At 66.8% G+C, this 14,512-nt stretch carries 13 protein-coding genes and 2 pseudogenes; 2 read left to right on the forward strand and 13 right to left on the reverse strand.

Annotation, left to right across the window (positions count from 1 at the left end; genetic code table 11):
* Positions 1–275: 275 nt before the first annotated feature.
* From GV027_RS13195 to GV027_RS21270, 5 genes are all read right to left on the reverse strand, one after another.
* Positions 276–1,202, reverse strand: coding sequence for a cytochrome c oxidase subunit 3 (locus tag GV027_RS13195; protein ID WP_159512147.1), 927 nt, complete (start codon positions 1,200–1,202; stop codon positions 276–278).
* A 29-nt stretch (positions 1,203–1,231) separates the two neighbouring features.
* Positions 1,232–1,771, reverse strand: a complete 540-nt coding sequence (locus GV027_RS13200; protein ID WP_031441785.1) for a cytochrome c oxidase assembly protein — start codon at positions 1,769–1,771, stop codon at positions 1,232–1,234.
* Positions 1,771–1,914: a hypothetical protein gene (locus tag GV027_RS21265; protein ID WP_166746380.1), complete on the reverse strand. Its 144-nt coding sequence runs from the start codon at positions 1,912–1,914 to the stop codon at positions 1,771–1,773. The genes GV027_RS13200 and GV027_RS21265 overlap by 1 nt, the downstream gene beginning before the upstream one ends.
* Positions 1,911–2,810: a heme o synthase gene (locus GV027_RS13205; protein ID WP_159512148.1), complete on the reverse strand. Its 900-nt coding sequence runs from the start codon at positions 2,808–2,810 to the stop codon at positions 1,911–1,913. The genes GV027_RS21265 and GV027_RS13205 overlap by 4 nt, the downstream gene beginning before the upstream one ends.
* A gap of 102 nt (positions 2,811–2,912) precedes the next feature.
* On the reverse strand, positions 2,913–3,441 hold a 529-nt coding region (locus GV027_RS21270; protein ID WP_236559209.1), incomplete at its 5' end, for a L,D-transpeptidase family protein.
* Between the two features lie 51 nt (positions 3,442–3,492).
* Here GV027_RS21270 and GV027_RS21915 point away from each other — a divergent pair.
* Positions 3,493–3,576 (forward strand): annotated as a pseudogene (locus GV027_RS21915) (hypothetical protein); the annotation flags it as partial.
* 143 nt (positions 3,577–3,719) lie between these two features.
* Here GV027_RS21915 and GV027_RS21275 read toward each other — a convergent pair.
* The 4 genes and pseudogenes from GV027_RS21275 to GV027_RS13225 all read right to left on the reverse strand — a co-directional run.
* A pseudogene (locus GV027_RS21275) lies at positions 3,720–4,865 on the reverse strand (SLC13 family permease); the annotation flags it as partial.
* 365 nt (positions 4,866–5,230) lie between these two features.
* Positions 5,231–6,538 (reverse strand): xylose isomerase, encoded by a 1,308-nt coding sequence (gene xylA / locus GV027_RS13215; RefSeq protein WP_159512150.1) that lies wholly within the window; start codon positions 6,536–6,538, stop codon positions 5,231–5,233.
* Between the two features lie 9 nt (positions 6,539–6,547).
* Positions 6,548–7,993 (reverse strand): xylulokinase, encoded by a 1,446-nt coding sequence (gene xylB / locus GV027_RS13220; RefSeq protein ID WP_159512151.1) that lies wholly within the window; start codon positions 7,991–7,993, stop codon positions 6,548–6,550.
* On the reverse strand, positions 7,993–9,165 hold the full coding sequence (locus GV027_RS13225) for a glycoside hydrolase family 43 protein (protein WP_236559210.1): 1,173 nt from the start codon (positions 9,163–9,165) through the stop codon (positions 7,993–7,995). Before GV027_RS13225 ends, xylB begins: the two co-directional genes overlap by 1 nt.
* A 260-nt stretch (positions 9,166–9,425) precedes the next feature.
* Here GV027_RS13225 and GV027_RS13230 point away from each other — a divergent pair, with 260 nt between their 5' ends.
* Complete coding sequence (locus GV027_RS13230) at positions 9,426–10,511, forward strand: LacI family DNA-binding transcriptional regulator (protein ID WP_082451164.1); 1,086 nt, start codon at positions 9,426–9,428, stop codon at positions 10,509–10,511.
* Positions 10,512–10,568: 57 nt separating this feature from the next.
* On the opposite strand, the gene GV027_RS13235 is transcribed toward GV027_RS13230, so the two are convergent.
* Genes GV027_RS13235 through GV027_RS13250 form a run of 4 tightly spaced genes read right to left on the reverse strand, consistent with a single transcriptional unit; the run spans position 10,569 to position 14,496 of the window.
* Positions 10,569–12,245: a GMC oxidoreductase gene (locus GV027_RS13235; protein ID WP_159512152.1), complete on the reverse strand. Its 1,677-nt coding sequence runs from the start codon at positions 12,243–12,245 to the stop codon at positions 10,569–10,571.
* A 21-nt stretch (positions 12,246–12,266) separates the two neighbouring features.
* Complete coding sequence (locus GV027_RS13240) at positions 12,267–13,112, reverse strand: sugar phosphate isomerase/epimerase family protein (RefSeq protein WP_031394101.1); 846 nt, start codon at positions 13,110–13,112, stop codon at positions 12,267–12,269.
* Positions 13,109–13,684, reverse strand: a complete 576-nt coding sequence (locus GV027_RS13245) for a gluconate 2-dehydrogenase subunit 3 family protein (RefSeq protein WP_159512153.1) — start codon at positions 13,682–13,684, stop codon at positions 13,109–13,111. Before GV027_RS13245 ends, GV027_RS13240 begins: the two co-directional genes overlap by 4 nt.
* A complete protein-coding gene (locus tag GV027_RS13250; protein WP_443029557.1) occupies positions 13,681–14,496 on the reverse strand; it encodes a 3-keto-disaccharide hydrolase in 816 nt (271 codons plus the stop codon). The genes GV027_RS13245 and GV027_RS13250 overlap by 4 nt, the downstream gene beginning before the upstream one ends.
* Between the last annotated feature and the right edge of the window lie 16 nt (positions 14,497–14,512).

The raw sequence follows: 14,512 nt of genomic DNA on the forward strand, positions 1-14,512 counted from the left end.
GAGCCCAGCCTGGCTCCCCGCGGGGGCGGGGAGCCAGGCTGGGCTCCCGCCTTTGCGGGAGAACAGGGGGCGGGTGCTGCATATCGCTTGCGGCATCGCCTTACCGGCAAGGGCCACCTCCCCGGCGGAGGCCGGGGTCCAGTTGGGGGACGTTGCCAACGCAGGGTAGCGCGTCGTTACCGCGGCCTTCCCAACTGGGCCCCGGCCTTCGCCGGGGTGGGGCCTATCGGGGTGGTGCCTACCGGGGTGGTAGGCAGGGATGGTGGCGTGAACGCTCAACCGCCGTGGACGGGGGCGCCCCAGCCGCCCCAGACATAGACGGTGACGAACAGGAACAGCCAGACGACGTCGACGAAATGCCAGTACCAGGCGGCGGCTTCGAAGCCGAAATGCTGGCGCGGGGTGAAGTCGCCCTTATAGGCGCGGACGAGGCAGACGATCAGGAAGATTGTGCCGATGAGGACGTGGAAGCCGTGGAACCCGGTCGCCATGAAGAACGCGGCGCCATAGTTGATCCCCTTGAACGGGAACGGCGCATGGACATACTCATAGGCCTGGATCGCGCTGAACAGCGCGCCGAGGATGACGGTCAGCCACAGGCCCTTGAGCACGCCGTCGCGGTTGCCGACGCCGATCATGCCCCACAGCCCGGTCTTCTCGCCACCGCGCTGGTTGTGGATCAGCGCATGGTGCGCCCAGGTGACGGTGGTGCCGGACGTCAGCAGGATCAGCGTGTTGAGCAGCGGGAGCTCGAACGGGTTGATGACGGTGAGGCCCTTGGGCGGCCACTGTGCGGCGACCGCAGCCGCACCTTCGGCGGCGCGTTCGACCTGGCCGTCGACGATGCTCATCGCGGTCGGGAAGAGCGAGAAGTCGAAGAACGCCCAGAACCAGCCGACGAAGAACATGACTTCGGAGGCGATGAACAGGATCATGCCATAGCGGAAATGGAGCTGGACGACGGGGGTGTGATCGCCCGCGCGTGCCTCGGCGATGACCTGTGCCCACCAGCTGTAGAAGGTGAAGAGCAGCCCGGCGAGGCCGATGAAGAAGATCCAGCCGCCGCCATTGGGCTTGTCGACATGGCCGCCATGCATCCACATGACGCCGCCGACCGCCATCACGAGTGCGGACATCGACCCGACCAGCGGCCAGACGCTGGGCGGCAGGATGTGATAATCGTGGTTCTTGGCGCCGGCCATGGTACTCCCCTATGTTCTTTACGACTGTCCTAGCTTGCGTTTTTCGCGGAATCCACCGGGTAAAACGTGTAGCTGAGCGTGATCGTCTGGATATCCGCCGCGTCGGGATCCTTCAGGATCTTCGGATCGACGAAGAAGATCACCGGCATCCGCGCGGTCTCGCCGGGCTTGAGCGTCTGCTCGGTGAAGCAGAAGCACTGGATCTTGGTGAAATATTTGCCGGCCTGCGCGGGCGTTACGTTGAATGTCGCGGTCCCGGTAATCGGCCGGTCCGAGGTGTTGGTCGCGGTGAAGAACGCCATGTCGCGCGCGCCGACCGCGATCGTGTCCGACGGGTTTTCGGGCGCGAACTTCCACGGCAGCTTCGGGTTCACATTGGCGTCGAAATCGACGCGGATCTGGCGATCGGTCCCGCCCGGGGCGACGAGCCCGCGCTGCGTCGTGCCGTTGAGGCCGGTGACCTGGCAGAACAGGCGGTAGAGCGGCACGCTGGCAAAGGCGAGCCCGGTCATGAAGCAGATACCGAGCACCGCGAGCAGGGCGGTTCGCGTGGTGCGCTCGACCCGCATCAGTGCGGCATCCCCGCTTGGATCTTGGCGATCGAGATGGCGAAGACGAGGATGACGAACGCGCCGAGCAGCAGCGCCATCACCTTGGCCCGGCCCATCTGGCGGCGGCGGATCAGGTCTTCGCGGGTCTTGTCGTCGTTCATGCCAGCCACCTATCGACGACGAGCGCGCCGAACATCGCAAAGAGATAGAGGATCGAATATTTAAACAGCCGCCGCTCGGGCTTCATCGTGTCGTCGACACCGGTCGTGCGCGTCGCGACGACGACCACGAGCCAGGCGAAGATGCCCGTCAGGACGGTCGCGACGACGCCGTAGAAATTGCCGACCAGGCCGAGCGGCCAGGGGAGCACCGCGGCGAGCGCCATCGGAATGGTGTAGAGCCCGATCTGGGTCCGGGTGACGCGCTCGCCCGCGACGACGGGGAGCATCGGGACGCCTGCATTGGCGTAATCGGTCTTCACGAACAGCGCGAGCGCCCAGAAATGCGGCGGCGTCCACAGGAAGACGAGCCCGAACAGCAGCAGCGGGAGCAGCGCGACATCGCCGGTCGCGGCCGCCCAGCCGATCAGCGGCGGGAAGGCGCCCGCCGCACCACCGATGACGATGTTCTGCGGCGTGCGGCGCTTGAGCCAGACGGTGTAGACGAGGACGTAGAACAGGATCGAGACGGTCAGGATCGCGGCCGCGGCGAGGTTGACCGCGAGTCCCATCAGTAGGACCGAGAAGCTGGCGAGCCCGACGCCGAAATGCAGCGCGGCCTGCCGGTCCATCCGGCCGGCGGGAAGCGGGCGCTTCTGCGTGCGTCGCATGACTGCGTCGATGTCGGATTCATACCATTGGTTGAGCGCCCCCGCCGCACCCGCGCCGAGCGCGATGCACAGGATCGCGGTGAAGCCGATCACGGGATGGATGCCGACGGGCGCGGCGAGCATGCCGCACAGCCCGGTGAACACGACGAGCGTCATCACCCGGGGTTTGGTCAGCGCCAGAAAGTCGCGCCATTCGGCGGGGGGAAGCAGGGGCGTCGCAGTGGTCATGGTTGCGCAGGCCTATACGCGACCCTGCCGTTCGGGGAAAGCCATGGTTCTGCTGGGCTTCTGCTGGGGAAATCGAAACCCCGGTATGGTGGCGAACGCCGATCAGGCGGCGGTGATCGGCTGGCCGAGGTCGAGTCGCTCGCCATCGGTGACGATCACGCGGTCGCCGAGCTTCACCGCGTCGAAGATCCGCTTCGCGAACGCCCTGGGCACGCCGATACAGCCATGCGTGGCATAGCCGTCGCCGACGTCGCTGCCATGGATCGAGATGCCGTCATTGGTCAGCCGCAGCATGTACGGCATCGGCGCATTGTAGAGGTTGGAGACGTGGTCGGCGTCCTTCTGCGTGATCGGGAAGACGCCCAGGGGCGTCGGCTTGTCGTCCGCGCCGTAGATGATGACCGCGGTGCCGATCTCATAGCCGGCGCGGAAGACCGAGACGGTCTGCGCGGCGAGGTCGACGGTGACGATGACGGGGCCCTGGGGGGCGCCGGTCTCGTCCCAGTAATGGTCGCCCTGACGCATGGGCCCCGGGATCTGGAGGATGCGCTTGACGGTGTAGGCGGCGGGATCCGGGGCGGCCGGTTTGGGGGCAGATGCCGCTGGGCGGGCCTTTGGCGCGGTGCGGGGTNTCGACCTGATCATTTCCGACGTGCTGATGCCGCGGCAGACGGGGCCTGAGATGATCGCGGCATTGCGGCCGCTGTTCCCCGACATCGCGATCCTGTTCGTCACGGGCTTTGCGGGTGAAGCCGCGACGAGCGAATTCGGTGAGCATGAGGTGTTGCGCAAACCCTTCACGCTGAGCGGCCTGGAACGCGCGGTCGCGGCGGCGATGGGCACCGACCGCCCTACCCCGACATCAAGGCCTTCACGGCGGATCGCCTGGAGCCACAGGATCGTCGCGAGCGACCCGGTGATCGACAGGTTGGGGCCGAGATCGACGCCGATCAGCAGCGCATCGACGACGACGCGCGGCGGCTGCGCCTGCGCGACCGCGGTGCTCGCGATCAGCCCGGCGGGAAGATTGTTGACTAGGTTCGACCCGAAGGCGAGCATCGTCCCCGTGGTCATCGCCGCGCGTGCAGGATCGGCGGCCTCTGCGCGCAACCACGCAACGACGTGGCCGATGACGCCGCTATGATCGAGCGCCTCGACCAGCACGAACAGCCCGGCGACGAGCGGCAGCACGCTCCACGACACGTCGCGCACGACCATGAGGGGTGACATGCGGACCAGCAGGCAGATGGCGAGCGTCGTCGCGACCCCGGCGATGCAGGTCGGCAGCCCCAGTTGCACGTCGAATGCCGAGGCCAGCAACAGCACGACCGCGGTGACGACGACTCCCGCCAGCGCCGCCTTGCCGCCGATGGTCAGCGGCGTGCGCGCGATCTCCGTCTCGCACTGCCCGACGAGCCGCGCCCGTTCGGTCCAGCGGAGCGCGCCATAGGTCACGACGATTGCCGCGACCGATGGCAGCGCGAACGACGCGAACCACTGGCCGAGCGGGGGCATCGTGCCGCCATAGAGCACGAGATTCGCCGGATTGGAGATGGGCAGCACGAAACTTGCCGCGTTGGCGATGAGCGCGCAGGCGAACAGCAGCGGCAGCGGATCCGCCTTCGCCTTGCGCGCGGCGGCATAGACGGCGGGCGTGAGCACCACCGCGGTGGCGTCGTTCGACAGGAAGGTCGTGGTGACGATCCCGGTGACGTAGACGAGCGCGAACAGGCGGACGGGCGACCCCTGTGCACCGCGCGCGGCGGTCGCGGCGATCCAGTCGAACAGGCCCTGCTGGCGCGCGGTCTCGCTGAGCAGCATCATGCCGATCAGAAAGAGATAGACGTCCATGCCCTGCCCGACCGCGGCCAGCCCCGCGGCGACCGGCAACAGGCCCAGCCCGAGTAGCGCGACCGCGCCGGCGACCGCCCAGACCGCCTCGGGCAGGCGGAACGGGCGCGCGATCACCCCGGCCGTCGCCGCCGCGCAGATTGCCCAGGTCAGACCAATTCCGGGGGTCACGCGCAGCGTCCGTCGCTGCTTCCAATGCGGCACCGGTTCGGCGCGACACGGCAGTCATTATGGCCACGATGACCAGCATAGCCGGTCATCACCCTGGTCGTCGCCATGGTCTTTTCAGACTAGGCGGCGTGATCGGGAAGTGTTGTTGCCCTAATGATTGTGTTACGCATTGATCCGGCCCCTGACATGACTTGCCGACAACTGGTGTCAGGCGCGACAACACAGCAGCAGGGGCAAAGGGCCCCGCTGCGATCGTGACAAATCGTTCATGTGGCAATCGGACCCGGATCGACGGGTTTATCGCCTGTTCCCAGCGGCTTGATTGCAGCGGCTGGGCGGCGAGCGGCGGCTAGGCCGGGGCCCGTCCTGCAGGACGTGGCCCCGGCGTCGTGGGTCGATCAGAGGAAGCGGTTGATCAGGTTTTCGAGGCGTTCCTGCTGGCCCGAAACCGGCTTCGGATCGATGTCGCGCTCGACCGCGAGATCGGCGATACCGGCCAGATCGAGCCCGCCGATCGTGCTGCCGAAGTCACCGTCCCAGCCGGCATAGCGCTTGGCCTTGATCGCATCGACCCGACCATCTTCGATGATCGCGGCGGCGGCGAGCAGCCCCTTCGCGACGACGTCGATGCCGCCGACATGGCCGTAGAACAGGTCGGCCGCGTCCATGCTCTGGCGCCGGACCTTGGCGTCGAAGTTGAAGCCGCCGGTGGTGAAGCCGCCGCCGCGCAGGATCTCGACCATCGCCAGCGTGAGTTCCTCGACCGAATTGGGGAACTGGTCGGTATCCCAGCCATTCTGTGGATCGCCGCGATTGGCATCGATCGAACCGAAGATGCCGAGCGCGTTGGCGGTCGCGATCTCGTGCTCGAAGGTATGCCCCGACAGCGTGGCGTGGTTCGCCTCGATGTTGACGCGCACCTCATTCTCGAGCCCGTAGCGCTTGAGGAAGCCGTACACCGTCGCGGTGTCGAAGTCGTACTGATGCTTGGTCGGCTCGTGCGGCTTGGGTTCGATCAGGATCGTGCCGGTGAAGCCGATCTTGTGCTTGTGCTCGACGACGAGGCTCAGGAAGCGGCCGAAATTGTCGAGTTCGCGCTTCATGTCGGTGTTGAGCAGCGTCTCATAGCCTTCGCGACCGCCCCACAGCACGTAGTTCTGGCCGCCGAGGCGATGCGTCGCCTCGAGCGCGTCGCGGACCTGCAGCGCGGCAAAGGCATAGACTTCGGGATCGGGGTTGGTCGACGCGCCGGCCGCATAGCGCGGATGGCTGAACGCGTTGGCGGTGCCCCAGAGGAGCTTGCGGCCCGACGCGGCCTGGAGCTGTTCGAGATGGTCGACGGCTTCGGCGAAGAAGCGGCGATGCTCGGTCACGTTGGCGGCATCCGCCATGACGTCGACGTCGTGGAAGCAATAATAGGGCACGTCGAGCTTCTTGAAGAAGTCGAACGCGACCTCGCGCTTGTGCGCCGCAGCGGCCGAGTCGTTGGCGCCTGCATGCCAGGGGCGGTTGAACGTGCCCCCGCCGAACACGTCCGACCCCGGCCAGCAGAAGGTGTGCCAGAAGCACGCGGCGAAGCGCAGATGCTCCTCCATCGTCTTGCCGAGCACGACCTTGCTCTTGTCGTAATAGCGATAGGCGAGCTCGTTGCTGCTGTTGGGGCCCTCATATTTGATCTGGGGGATATCGGCGAAGAAGTCGGACATCGGGGATTCCTATGACTTGGGGGTGATACGGGGATAGGCCTGGCGGAACGCCGCCTTTTTCTCGGCGAGCGCGGCGACGAGTGCGGGGTCGGGGGCGATGCGGTGCGACACGGGCGGTGCGACGCAGACGGTCGCGGGATCGCCGCCATCGACACCGAGCTGCGCGAGCCGCGCGGCGCCGAGCGCGGGGCCGACCTCGCCGCCCTGGAGATAGACGAGTTCGACCTCCATCGCCGCGGCGAGCACCGCACCCCAGTAGCGCGAGCGCGCGCCGCCGCCGATGACCGCGAGGCGTTCGACCGTCGTCCCCGCCGCACGCAGCACGTCGAGCCCGTCGGCGAGCGCGAAGGCGACGCCCTCGAGCACCGCCTGCGACAGCCGGCCGGCATCGGTGTCGTTGTCGAGCCGGAGGAACGCGCCGCGAACCTCGGCATCATTGTGCGGCGTACGCTCGCCCGACAGATAGGGGAGGAAGATCTCGGGGCCGCTGGCAGGACCGGCGGCTTCCGCGCGTGCGAACAGGTCGGCCGGGCCGGTCGCGCCGGTGATCCGCGCAACCCAGTCGATGCACGACGCAGCCGACAGATGGACCGACATCTGGTGCCACATGCCCGGCAGCGCATGGCAGAAGGCATGGACCGCGCTATCGGCGTTGGGACGGAACTCCTTCGTCGCGACGAAGATCACGCCCGAAGTGCCGAGCGAGAGCAATGCATCGCCGTCCGCGACCACGCCGACGCCGACCGCACCCGCGGCATTGTCGCCGCCCCCCGCCGCGACGGGGACCGGCGGCATGCCCCAGAGTTCGGCAACCTCGGCGGTCAGTGTGCCGGTGATCTCGGAGCCTTCGTACAGCCGTGGCATCTGCGCCTGCGTCAGCCCGCACGCGGCCAGCAGCGCGTCGCTCCAGCTCCGCGCGGCGACGTCGAGCCAGAGGGTCCCTGCGCTGTCCGACAGGTCGGACGCCTTGTCGCCGGTCATCAGCAGGCGGACATAGTCCTTGGGCAGCAGCACGGTCGCGATCTTCGCGAAGATCTCAGGCTCATGCTCGCGCACCCAGAGCAGCTTGGGTGCGGTGAAGCCCGGCATCGCGATGTTGCCCGCGATTGCGCGCAGATCGGGCACCGCACGCTCCATCGCTTCGCACTCAGCAAAGCTGCGGCCGTCGTTCCACAGGATCGCGGGGCGTAAAGGGCGGTCGTCGGCGTCGAGCAGGGTCGCGCCGTGCATCTGCCCGGCAAGCCCGACGCCGCGGACCGAGCGGCGGACGGCCGGGTCGATCGCCTGGACCGCCGCGGTGGTCGCATGCCACCACGCATCGGGATCCTGTTCGGACCAGAGCGGATGCGGGCGCTGGACGCTCAGCGCGGCGACGCCCTGGCCGACCACGCTGCCGGCCTCGTCGAGCACCACGGCCTTCACGCCGGAGGTGCCGATGTCGATTCCGAGGAACATCAGTTGACGAACGGATCGATGGTGGGGATCGAGCCGTCGGCGGCGAACTTCAGCTCGGTCACCTTGACGTTGCGCAGGTGATTCTTGTTGCTCAGCTGCGTGTCCGCATAGAACAGCCACCATTTCTTGTTCCACTCGATGATCGAATGGTGGCTCGTCCAGCCCTGCACCGGCTTCAGGATATGCCCCTTGTAGGTGAACGGCCCGTACGGATTGTCGCCGGTCGCATAGTTCAGGAAGTGCGTGTCGCCGGTCGAGTAGGTGTAGTAATATTTGCCGCCGCGCTGGAAGACCCAGGACGCCTCGAAGAAGCGCCGCTCATGATCGCCGCCGAGCACGGGCTTGCCGGCCTCGTCGAGGATCTGGACGTCGCGCGGCGTCTCGGCAAAGCTCTTCATGTCGGGGTTCAACCGCGCGATCTTGCCCGACAGCGCGGGCTGATCGTCCTGGCCGAGATCGGTGTCGGAGCCGTTGGGGTCAAACTTGCCGTCCTTCCAGCGCTGCAGCTGGCCACCCCAGATGCCGCCGAAATACATGTAGCTGGCGCCGTTCGCGTCGGTGAACACCGCGGGATCCATCGAGAAGCTGCCCGCGATCGGCTTGGGGTCCGCCTTGAACGGGCCGACCGGGCTCTTCGAGGTCGCGACGCCGATGCGGAAGGTGCCGAGCCCGTTCTTGTCGAGCTGTTTGTCGCGCACCGGGAAATACAGATAATAGGTGCCGTTCTTATAGGCGGCGTCGGGCGCCCACATCTGCTGCGACGCCCAGGGCACGTCCTTCACGTCGAGCGCGACGGGGTTCACCTTCACCGGCCCGCCGATCCGGTCCATCGACAGCACGCGGTAATCGCGCATCGCATATTGGTTGCCCAGATCGTCATCGGCCTTCGTCACGTCGATGTCGTGGCTCGGATAGACATAGATCTTGCCGTTGAAGACATGCGCGGACGGGTCGGCGGTGTAGATGCTGGTGACCAGTGGCTGCGACAGATAGCGCTTGCCCTCGGGGCTGCGCGGTTCGCCCTGCGGTTTGGCGGCGGACTGCGCCGTCGCGGTCCCGCCCGTGAACAATGTGGGTGCGAGACCCGCCAGCACGGGGATGACCAGAGCGGAGGCGGCCAGCAACGGGACCGCGCGCGCACGGCGGGCGGGCATGGGGAAACAGAGGCGCATGACCTTAATGATCCTTCCTAAGAGCTGGTCTTCTACGAGACCTGTCCTCCGCCGGGGCGGGAGATAGCGCTATCATATCCCTCTCGTGCGCCGGAACAAGGGGGTTCCGCATCGTCGCGCACGAAAAATACCCCATGAAAAGAACGGCAGGCGTCCCGCGACGGGGCGAGTCGTCCATCGAAGCCCGACGACGACGGCCGACTCGGGATCGGATCGCGTGGGGCTTTGCCGCGTCAAGGGGGTGCGCTAACGGTTGGTGCATGAACACTTCCTCGATCGGCCGCGTCAAGACGTCGCGGCGCACCGGCGGCGCGCCGACCATCAGCGACGTCGCGCGACTCGCCGGGGTCTCGCCGATGACTGTATCGCGCGTGATCAACGGCACGAGCAATGTGCGCGCCGCGACGCGCGATGCGGTGACTCACGCGATCGCGACGCTGAACTATGCGCCCAACCCGGCCGCGCGCAGCCTGGCCGGGGCGGGGCAGGTCCGCATCGGCCTGCTCTACAGCAACCCGAGCGCGGGCTTTCTCAGCGAGTTCCTGCTCGGCAGCCTCGACCAGGCGGCGCGCAGCGACGTGCAGATCATCATCGAGAAATGCGACCTGGGCGAGCACGAGATCGCGGTGACGCGTCACCTGATCGAGGGCGGGATCGACGGCATCATCCTGCCGCCGCCGCTGTGCGAGGCGGATGCGGTGCTCGACCTGCTGGCGGCGGCACAGGTCCCGACCGTGTCGCTAGCGAGCGGTCTGCCCGTGCCCGACATGCTGGCGATCCGCATCGACGACCGCGAGGCGGCGCTGACGATGACTCGGCACATCATCGCGCTGGGCCATCGCCGCATCGGCTTCATCACCGGCAACCCCAATTTGTCGTCGAGCGCGCGGCGGCTCGAAGGCTATGCGGCGGCGCTGGACGAGGCCGGGATTGCGCGCGACGAGTCGCTGATCGCGCACGGGCTGTTCACCTACCGATCGGGGCTCGATGCCGCTGAGACGCTGCTGGGGCTCGCCGAGCAGCCATCGGCAATCTTCTCGTCGAACGACGACATGGCGGCTGCGACGGTCGCGGTCGCGCATCGGCGCGGGCTCGACGTGCCGGGTGACCTGACGGTGTGCGGGTTCGACGACACGACGCTGTCGACCGCGATCTGGCCCGAATTGACGACGATCCACCAGCCGATCGCGGACATGGCGCGGTCGGCAGTCGAAATGCTCGCCTCGACCATTCGCCGGTCGCAGGCGATCGATCCGCAGGACCGGCACAAGACGTTCGATTTCACGCTGATCCGGCGCCAGTCCGACTCGGCACCGCGGCGCAGGCCGAAGGTTTCCGTCGACTGATCCGTCACCCGCCACCCCTCGATGATAGCGATATCATCGAGGGGTGGCGGGGGCCGATCAGGCGCGGGTGCGCTGCTTCACCGCGTGATCGGCGGCGCGTGCGGTCAGCGCAATGAAGGTGAGCGACGGATTGACGCAGGAGGCCGAAGCCATCTGCGCACCATCGGTGACGTAGAGGTTGGTGGCCTCGTGCGCGCGGCTCCATGCGTCGAGCACCGAGGTGCGCGGATCGCGCCCCATGCGCGCGCCGCCCATTTCGTGGATCGCGTCGCCGGGAACGTGCTCCTGTTCCGAACTCTTGACGTTGGTCAGCCCGGCACCGCGGAGCATCGCCTCGCCCTGCGCCCGCGCATCGGCCATCATCTTGAGTTCGTTGTCGTGGAAGCGCACGTCGAACCGGAGCAGCGGCACGCCGAACCGGTCGACCTTCGACGCATGCAGCGACACATGGTTGTCGGCATAGGGCAGGCATTCGCCGAACGCGCCCATGCTGAAGTGCCACGGCGCGTAGTTGCGCATCCCGTGCTTCATCGATGCACCGAATCCGACGGGTGCCGCAGGCGTGCGATAGGCGCCGCCCTGATAGCCATAGCCGCGTTTGAAGCCGACGCCGTCGTCGCCGCCGATGTTGCGGAAACGCGGGATATAGACGCCGCCCGGGCGGCGGCCATATTCGATAAACTCCTGCATCCCGCCGATCTCGCCGTCGACCCCGACACGGAAGATATGGTCCATCACATAGCGGCCGAGCGTGCCGCTCGTGTCGAAATGGCTGCGATCGCTGCCCGCCGGACGCGAATTGAGCAGGATCTGCGTCGATGCCATCGCCGAGGCGCAGAGGAAGACGAGGTCCGCCTGGACCGACTGCGCCTGGCCGGTCTTGGTATCGATGTAGCGGACACCGGTCACGCGCTTGGCCTTGGGATCATAATCGAGGCTGGTGACAACTGCGTCCGACTGCAGCGTGAGCCGGCCGGTCGCGCGCGCCGCGGGCAGCGTCACCGCCTGGGTCGAGAAATAGGCGCCGAACGAGCAGCCATTGCTGCACTGGTTACGGAACTGGCATTTGGTCCGGTTCTGCTCGGGCTTGTCCTCGGTCATGTTGGACAGGCGCGTGTTGATCAGCTTGCGACCGGGGAAGCGGCTCTCCAGATTCTGCTTCAGCCACTTTTCCGCGACGTTCATCGGGATGGGTGGCTGGAATTCGCTGTCCGGCAGATAGGGCAGGTTCTCGCGCGAGCCCGACACGCCGATATATTTCTCGACATAGCTGTACCAGGGCGCGACGTCGCCATAGCGGATCGGCCAGTCGCCATCGATTCCGTCACGCTTGTTCGCCTCGAAATCCTCCTCGCTCCACCGGAAGCACCAGCGTCCCCAGATCAGCGACTTGCCGCCGACCGCCGCGGGCCGGATCCAGTAGAATTTGCTGCCCTCGTCATAGGCATAGGGGTTCAGCCGGTCGTCATTGTAGAAGGCGCGGTTGCTGGGTGCGACATAGCCGTGCTTGGCGATGAAATAATCGCTTTTGACGAGCGCCGGGGGCATGATGTTGCGCGCGGGCACCTCGTAGGCGGGCTTGCCGTCATAGGCATAGCCTTCGCCGTGCTCGACCATCACGCCGCGGTCGAGCATCAGGACGCGCAGGCCCTTTTCGGTGAGTTCCTTCGCAGCGAACCCGCCGCTCACGCCCGATCCTATGACGATCGCGTCGAACCTGTTGGTTGCGGCCATGGTCTTGGTCTCCTGTCTCGATCAGAAGCGCAGTGCGCGCAGCGTCCGGAAGCTGGTGGTGATGTCGGGCAGATAGGGCGCGGGCGCCTGGTCGTTCTCGACGTAGAAATGCTGCACGCCGGCGCCCGACTTGCGCTTGAACAGCGCGGCAAAGTCGAGCGTGCCCTGGCCGACCGCGGTCATGCTGCGATCGGGGCGCATGTCCTTGACGTGATAGGCGTAGAGGCGGGTGGACAGCCGGTCGATCAGCGCCGCGGGATCCTCGCCCGCATGCGCCGCCCAGTAGATATCGAGCTCGAGCTTGACGAGCGCGGGATCGGTTTCCTTGAGCAGGCGGTCGTACAGGCTGACCCCGCCCGGCCGGACCGTGAATTCGAAATCATGGTTGTGATAGGCAAAGCCGAACCCCGCCGACTTCAGCTGCGTCGCGAAACGGTTGAAATTGGGCAGCGCGGCGTTCCAGCCCTGTTCGTTGCGATGTTCGTCAGTCATATACGGCAGCACGACCGTCTTCGCGCCGAGCGTCCTCGCCATCGCCACCGACGGTTCGAACCGCTGAAGCAGCGCGTCATAGCCGATATGCACCGAGGGTGCGGTCAGGCCGAGCCGGTCCATGGTCTTGCGCAACAGCGCGTGATCCATGGTCTCGTACCCGCCGCCGCCGAATTCGACCTCGCGGTAGCCGATCCGCGCAACCGCCTCGAGCGTGGCGACGGGGTCCTTCGCGAACAGCTCGCGCACGGTATAGAGTTGCAGGCCGATCGCCTTGAGCTGTGCGGCGGAGGCGGGGGAGATCGAGCGATCGACCAGCGCGAGCGCCGCCACCGCACCGGTGCCCGTAAGCAGGGTTCTACGGCTGAGGATCATGAGGAATACACCTTGTTGACCTGGGAATAGGGGAAGGCACCGTTATATTCGCCGGGGACCGGCAGATATTCGCGTTCCTGCGTGATGCCGATTTCGGACGTGTAATAGCCGGTGATGACGAGCTGCCGGAACGCGGTGAAGAACGCGCCGCCCGACGGCAGGCCGTCGTTCATCGCCAGGGTGAGCAGCGCGTCGTGCTGTGCCGCGGTCGCCCGGGCGCCGGCGACCTTGTAATCCTGCAGACAGCGCGCCTCGATCGCGTCGAGCCCGGCGATGATCGGCACGCGGTCCTCGGGTCGGGCCCAGTCGGCCAGCAGTTTCTCGATGAAGGCGGGGACGTCCGCCGCGATCGCGCCGGGGGTATCGGTGGTCGGCAGGACGCGCTCGCTGAGCGCGGTCATCAGTGCACGTTGTGCAGGCGTGAAGACCGGCGCGCTCGGTGGCCCTTCGCTGATCGGCGGGATAGCGCCCGCCGGCTGCTGCGCGAGCCCGGCCGCGCGCGCGATCGGGGCATAGAGCGCTGCGCCGAACATGCCGGCGACACCGGCCAGCGCGGTTCTGCGATCGATCATTTACCGTCCTTTCCAAGGTCCTGCGCGATTGCCGCATCGGTCAGCGGGCGGATCCAGATGTTGCGGAACGCCACGGGGGAATCATGGTCCTGCAGCTGGATCGGAGCCGCATCGGGATGCGCGGTGTAGCGTGCGACATGGCGCCAGTTGGTCGTGCCGAGCATCGCCTGATGGTTCTGGACGAGCACGCCGTTGAGCAAAGCGGTCACGTAAGCCGGCCGAACCAGACTGCCGTCGGCGGCAAAGCGCGGCCGCTCGAACACGATGTCGTAGGTCTGCCATTCGCCCGGTTTGCGCGCCGGGTTCACCAGCGGTGGCTTCCAGCCATAGACCCCGCCCACCGTGCCATCGGCATAGGTCGGGTTCCGATAGCCGTCGAGGATCTGCAGCTCGTAGCGCTGCATGAACCAGATGCCGCTATTGCCGCGGTCCTGCGAACTCTTGGTCGGCGGATTGGGCGAGCGGAATTCGAGATGCATCTGCACGTCGCCGAAACTCTGTTTCGAGACGAGATTGTTCTCGCCGCCGCTTTTTGCGCGCGACGGGATTATCAGCGCACCGTTCTCGATCGGCCAGGCGATGCGATCGGGCTTCCACGCGTCGAGTGAACGGCCGTCGAACAGCACGATCGCGTCGGCGGGCGGACCGCCGGGGGCGGCGGCCGGCGCGACGGCGATGGGCGCAGGGCGGTCGGCGTCGTGGACACGCCATTGGCCGCCGGGCAGCATCGGCGTGTCCGTGAAGCCCGGCTTGTCCTGCGCGGCAACGGACACCGTTGTCGTCAGCGCCATCGCCGCGACGACCCCCGCCATCACATAGCTCGTCATG

The organism is Sphingomonas sp. T1 (assembly GCF_902506585.1).
GTDB lineage: Bacteria > Pseudomonadota > Alphaproteobacteria > Sphingomonadales > Sphingomonadaceae > Sphingomonas > Sphingomonas aerolata.

Bases quoted from the DNA above. Each gene is read 5' to 3' on its own strand.
- GV027_RS13195 (WP_159512147.1), bottom strand. From the start codon at position 1,202: ATGGCCGGCGCCAAGAACCACGATTATCACATCCTGCCGCCCAGCGTC.
- GV027_RS13200 (WP_031441785.1), bottom strand. From the start codon at position 1,771: ATGCGGGTCGAGCGCACCACGCGAACCGCCCTGCTCGCGGTGCTCGGT.
- GV027_RS21265 (WP_166746380.1), bottom strand. From the start codon at position 1,914: ATGAACGACGACAAGACCCGCGAAGACCTGATCCGCCGCCGCCAGATG.
- GV027_RS13205 (WP_159512148.1), bottom strand. From the start codon at position 2,810: ATGACCACTGCGACGCCCCTGCTTCCCCCCGCCGAATGGCGCGACTTT.
- xylA (WP_159512150.1), bottom strand. From the start codon at position 6,538: ATGTCCGACTTCTTCGCCGATATCCCCCAGATCAAATATGAGGGCCCC.
- xylB (WP_159512151.1), bottom strand. From the start codon at position 7,993: ATGTTCCTCGGAATCGACATCGGCACCTCCGGCGTGAAGGCCGTGGTG.
- GV027_RS13225 (WP_236559210.1), bottom strand. From the start codon at position 9,165: ATGCGCCTCTGTTTCCCCATGCCCGCCCGCCGTGCGCGCGCGGTCCCG.
- GV027_RS13230 (WP_082451164.1), top strand. From the start codon at position 9,426: ATGAACACTTCCTCGATCGGCCGCGTCAAGACGTCGCGGCGCACCGGC.
- GV027_RS13235 (WP_159512152.1), bottom strand. From the start codon at position 12,245: ATGGCCGCAACCAACAGGTTCGACGCGATCGTCATAGGATCGGGCGTG.
- GV027_RS13240 (WP_031394101.1), bottom strand. From the start codon at position 13,112: ATGATCCTCAGCCGTAGAACCCTGCTTACGGGCACCGGTGCGGTGGCG.
- GV027_RS13245 (WP_159512153.1), bottom strand. From the start codon at position 13,684: ATGATCGATCGCAGAACCGCGCTGGCCGGTGTCGCCGGCATGTTCGGC.
- GV027_RS13250 (WP_443029557.1), bottom strand. From the start codon at position 14,496: ATGGCGGGGGTCGTCGCGGCGATGGCGCTGACGACAACGGTGTCCGTT.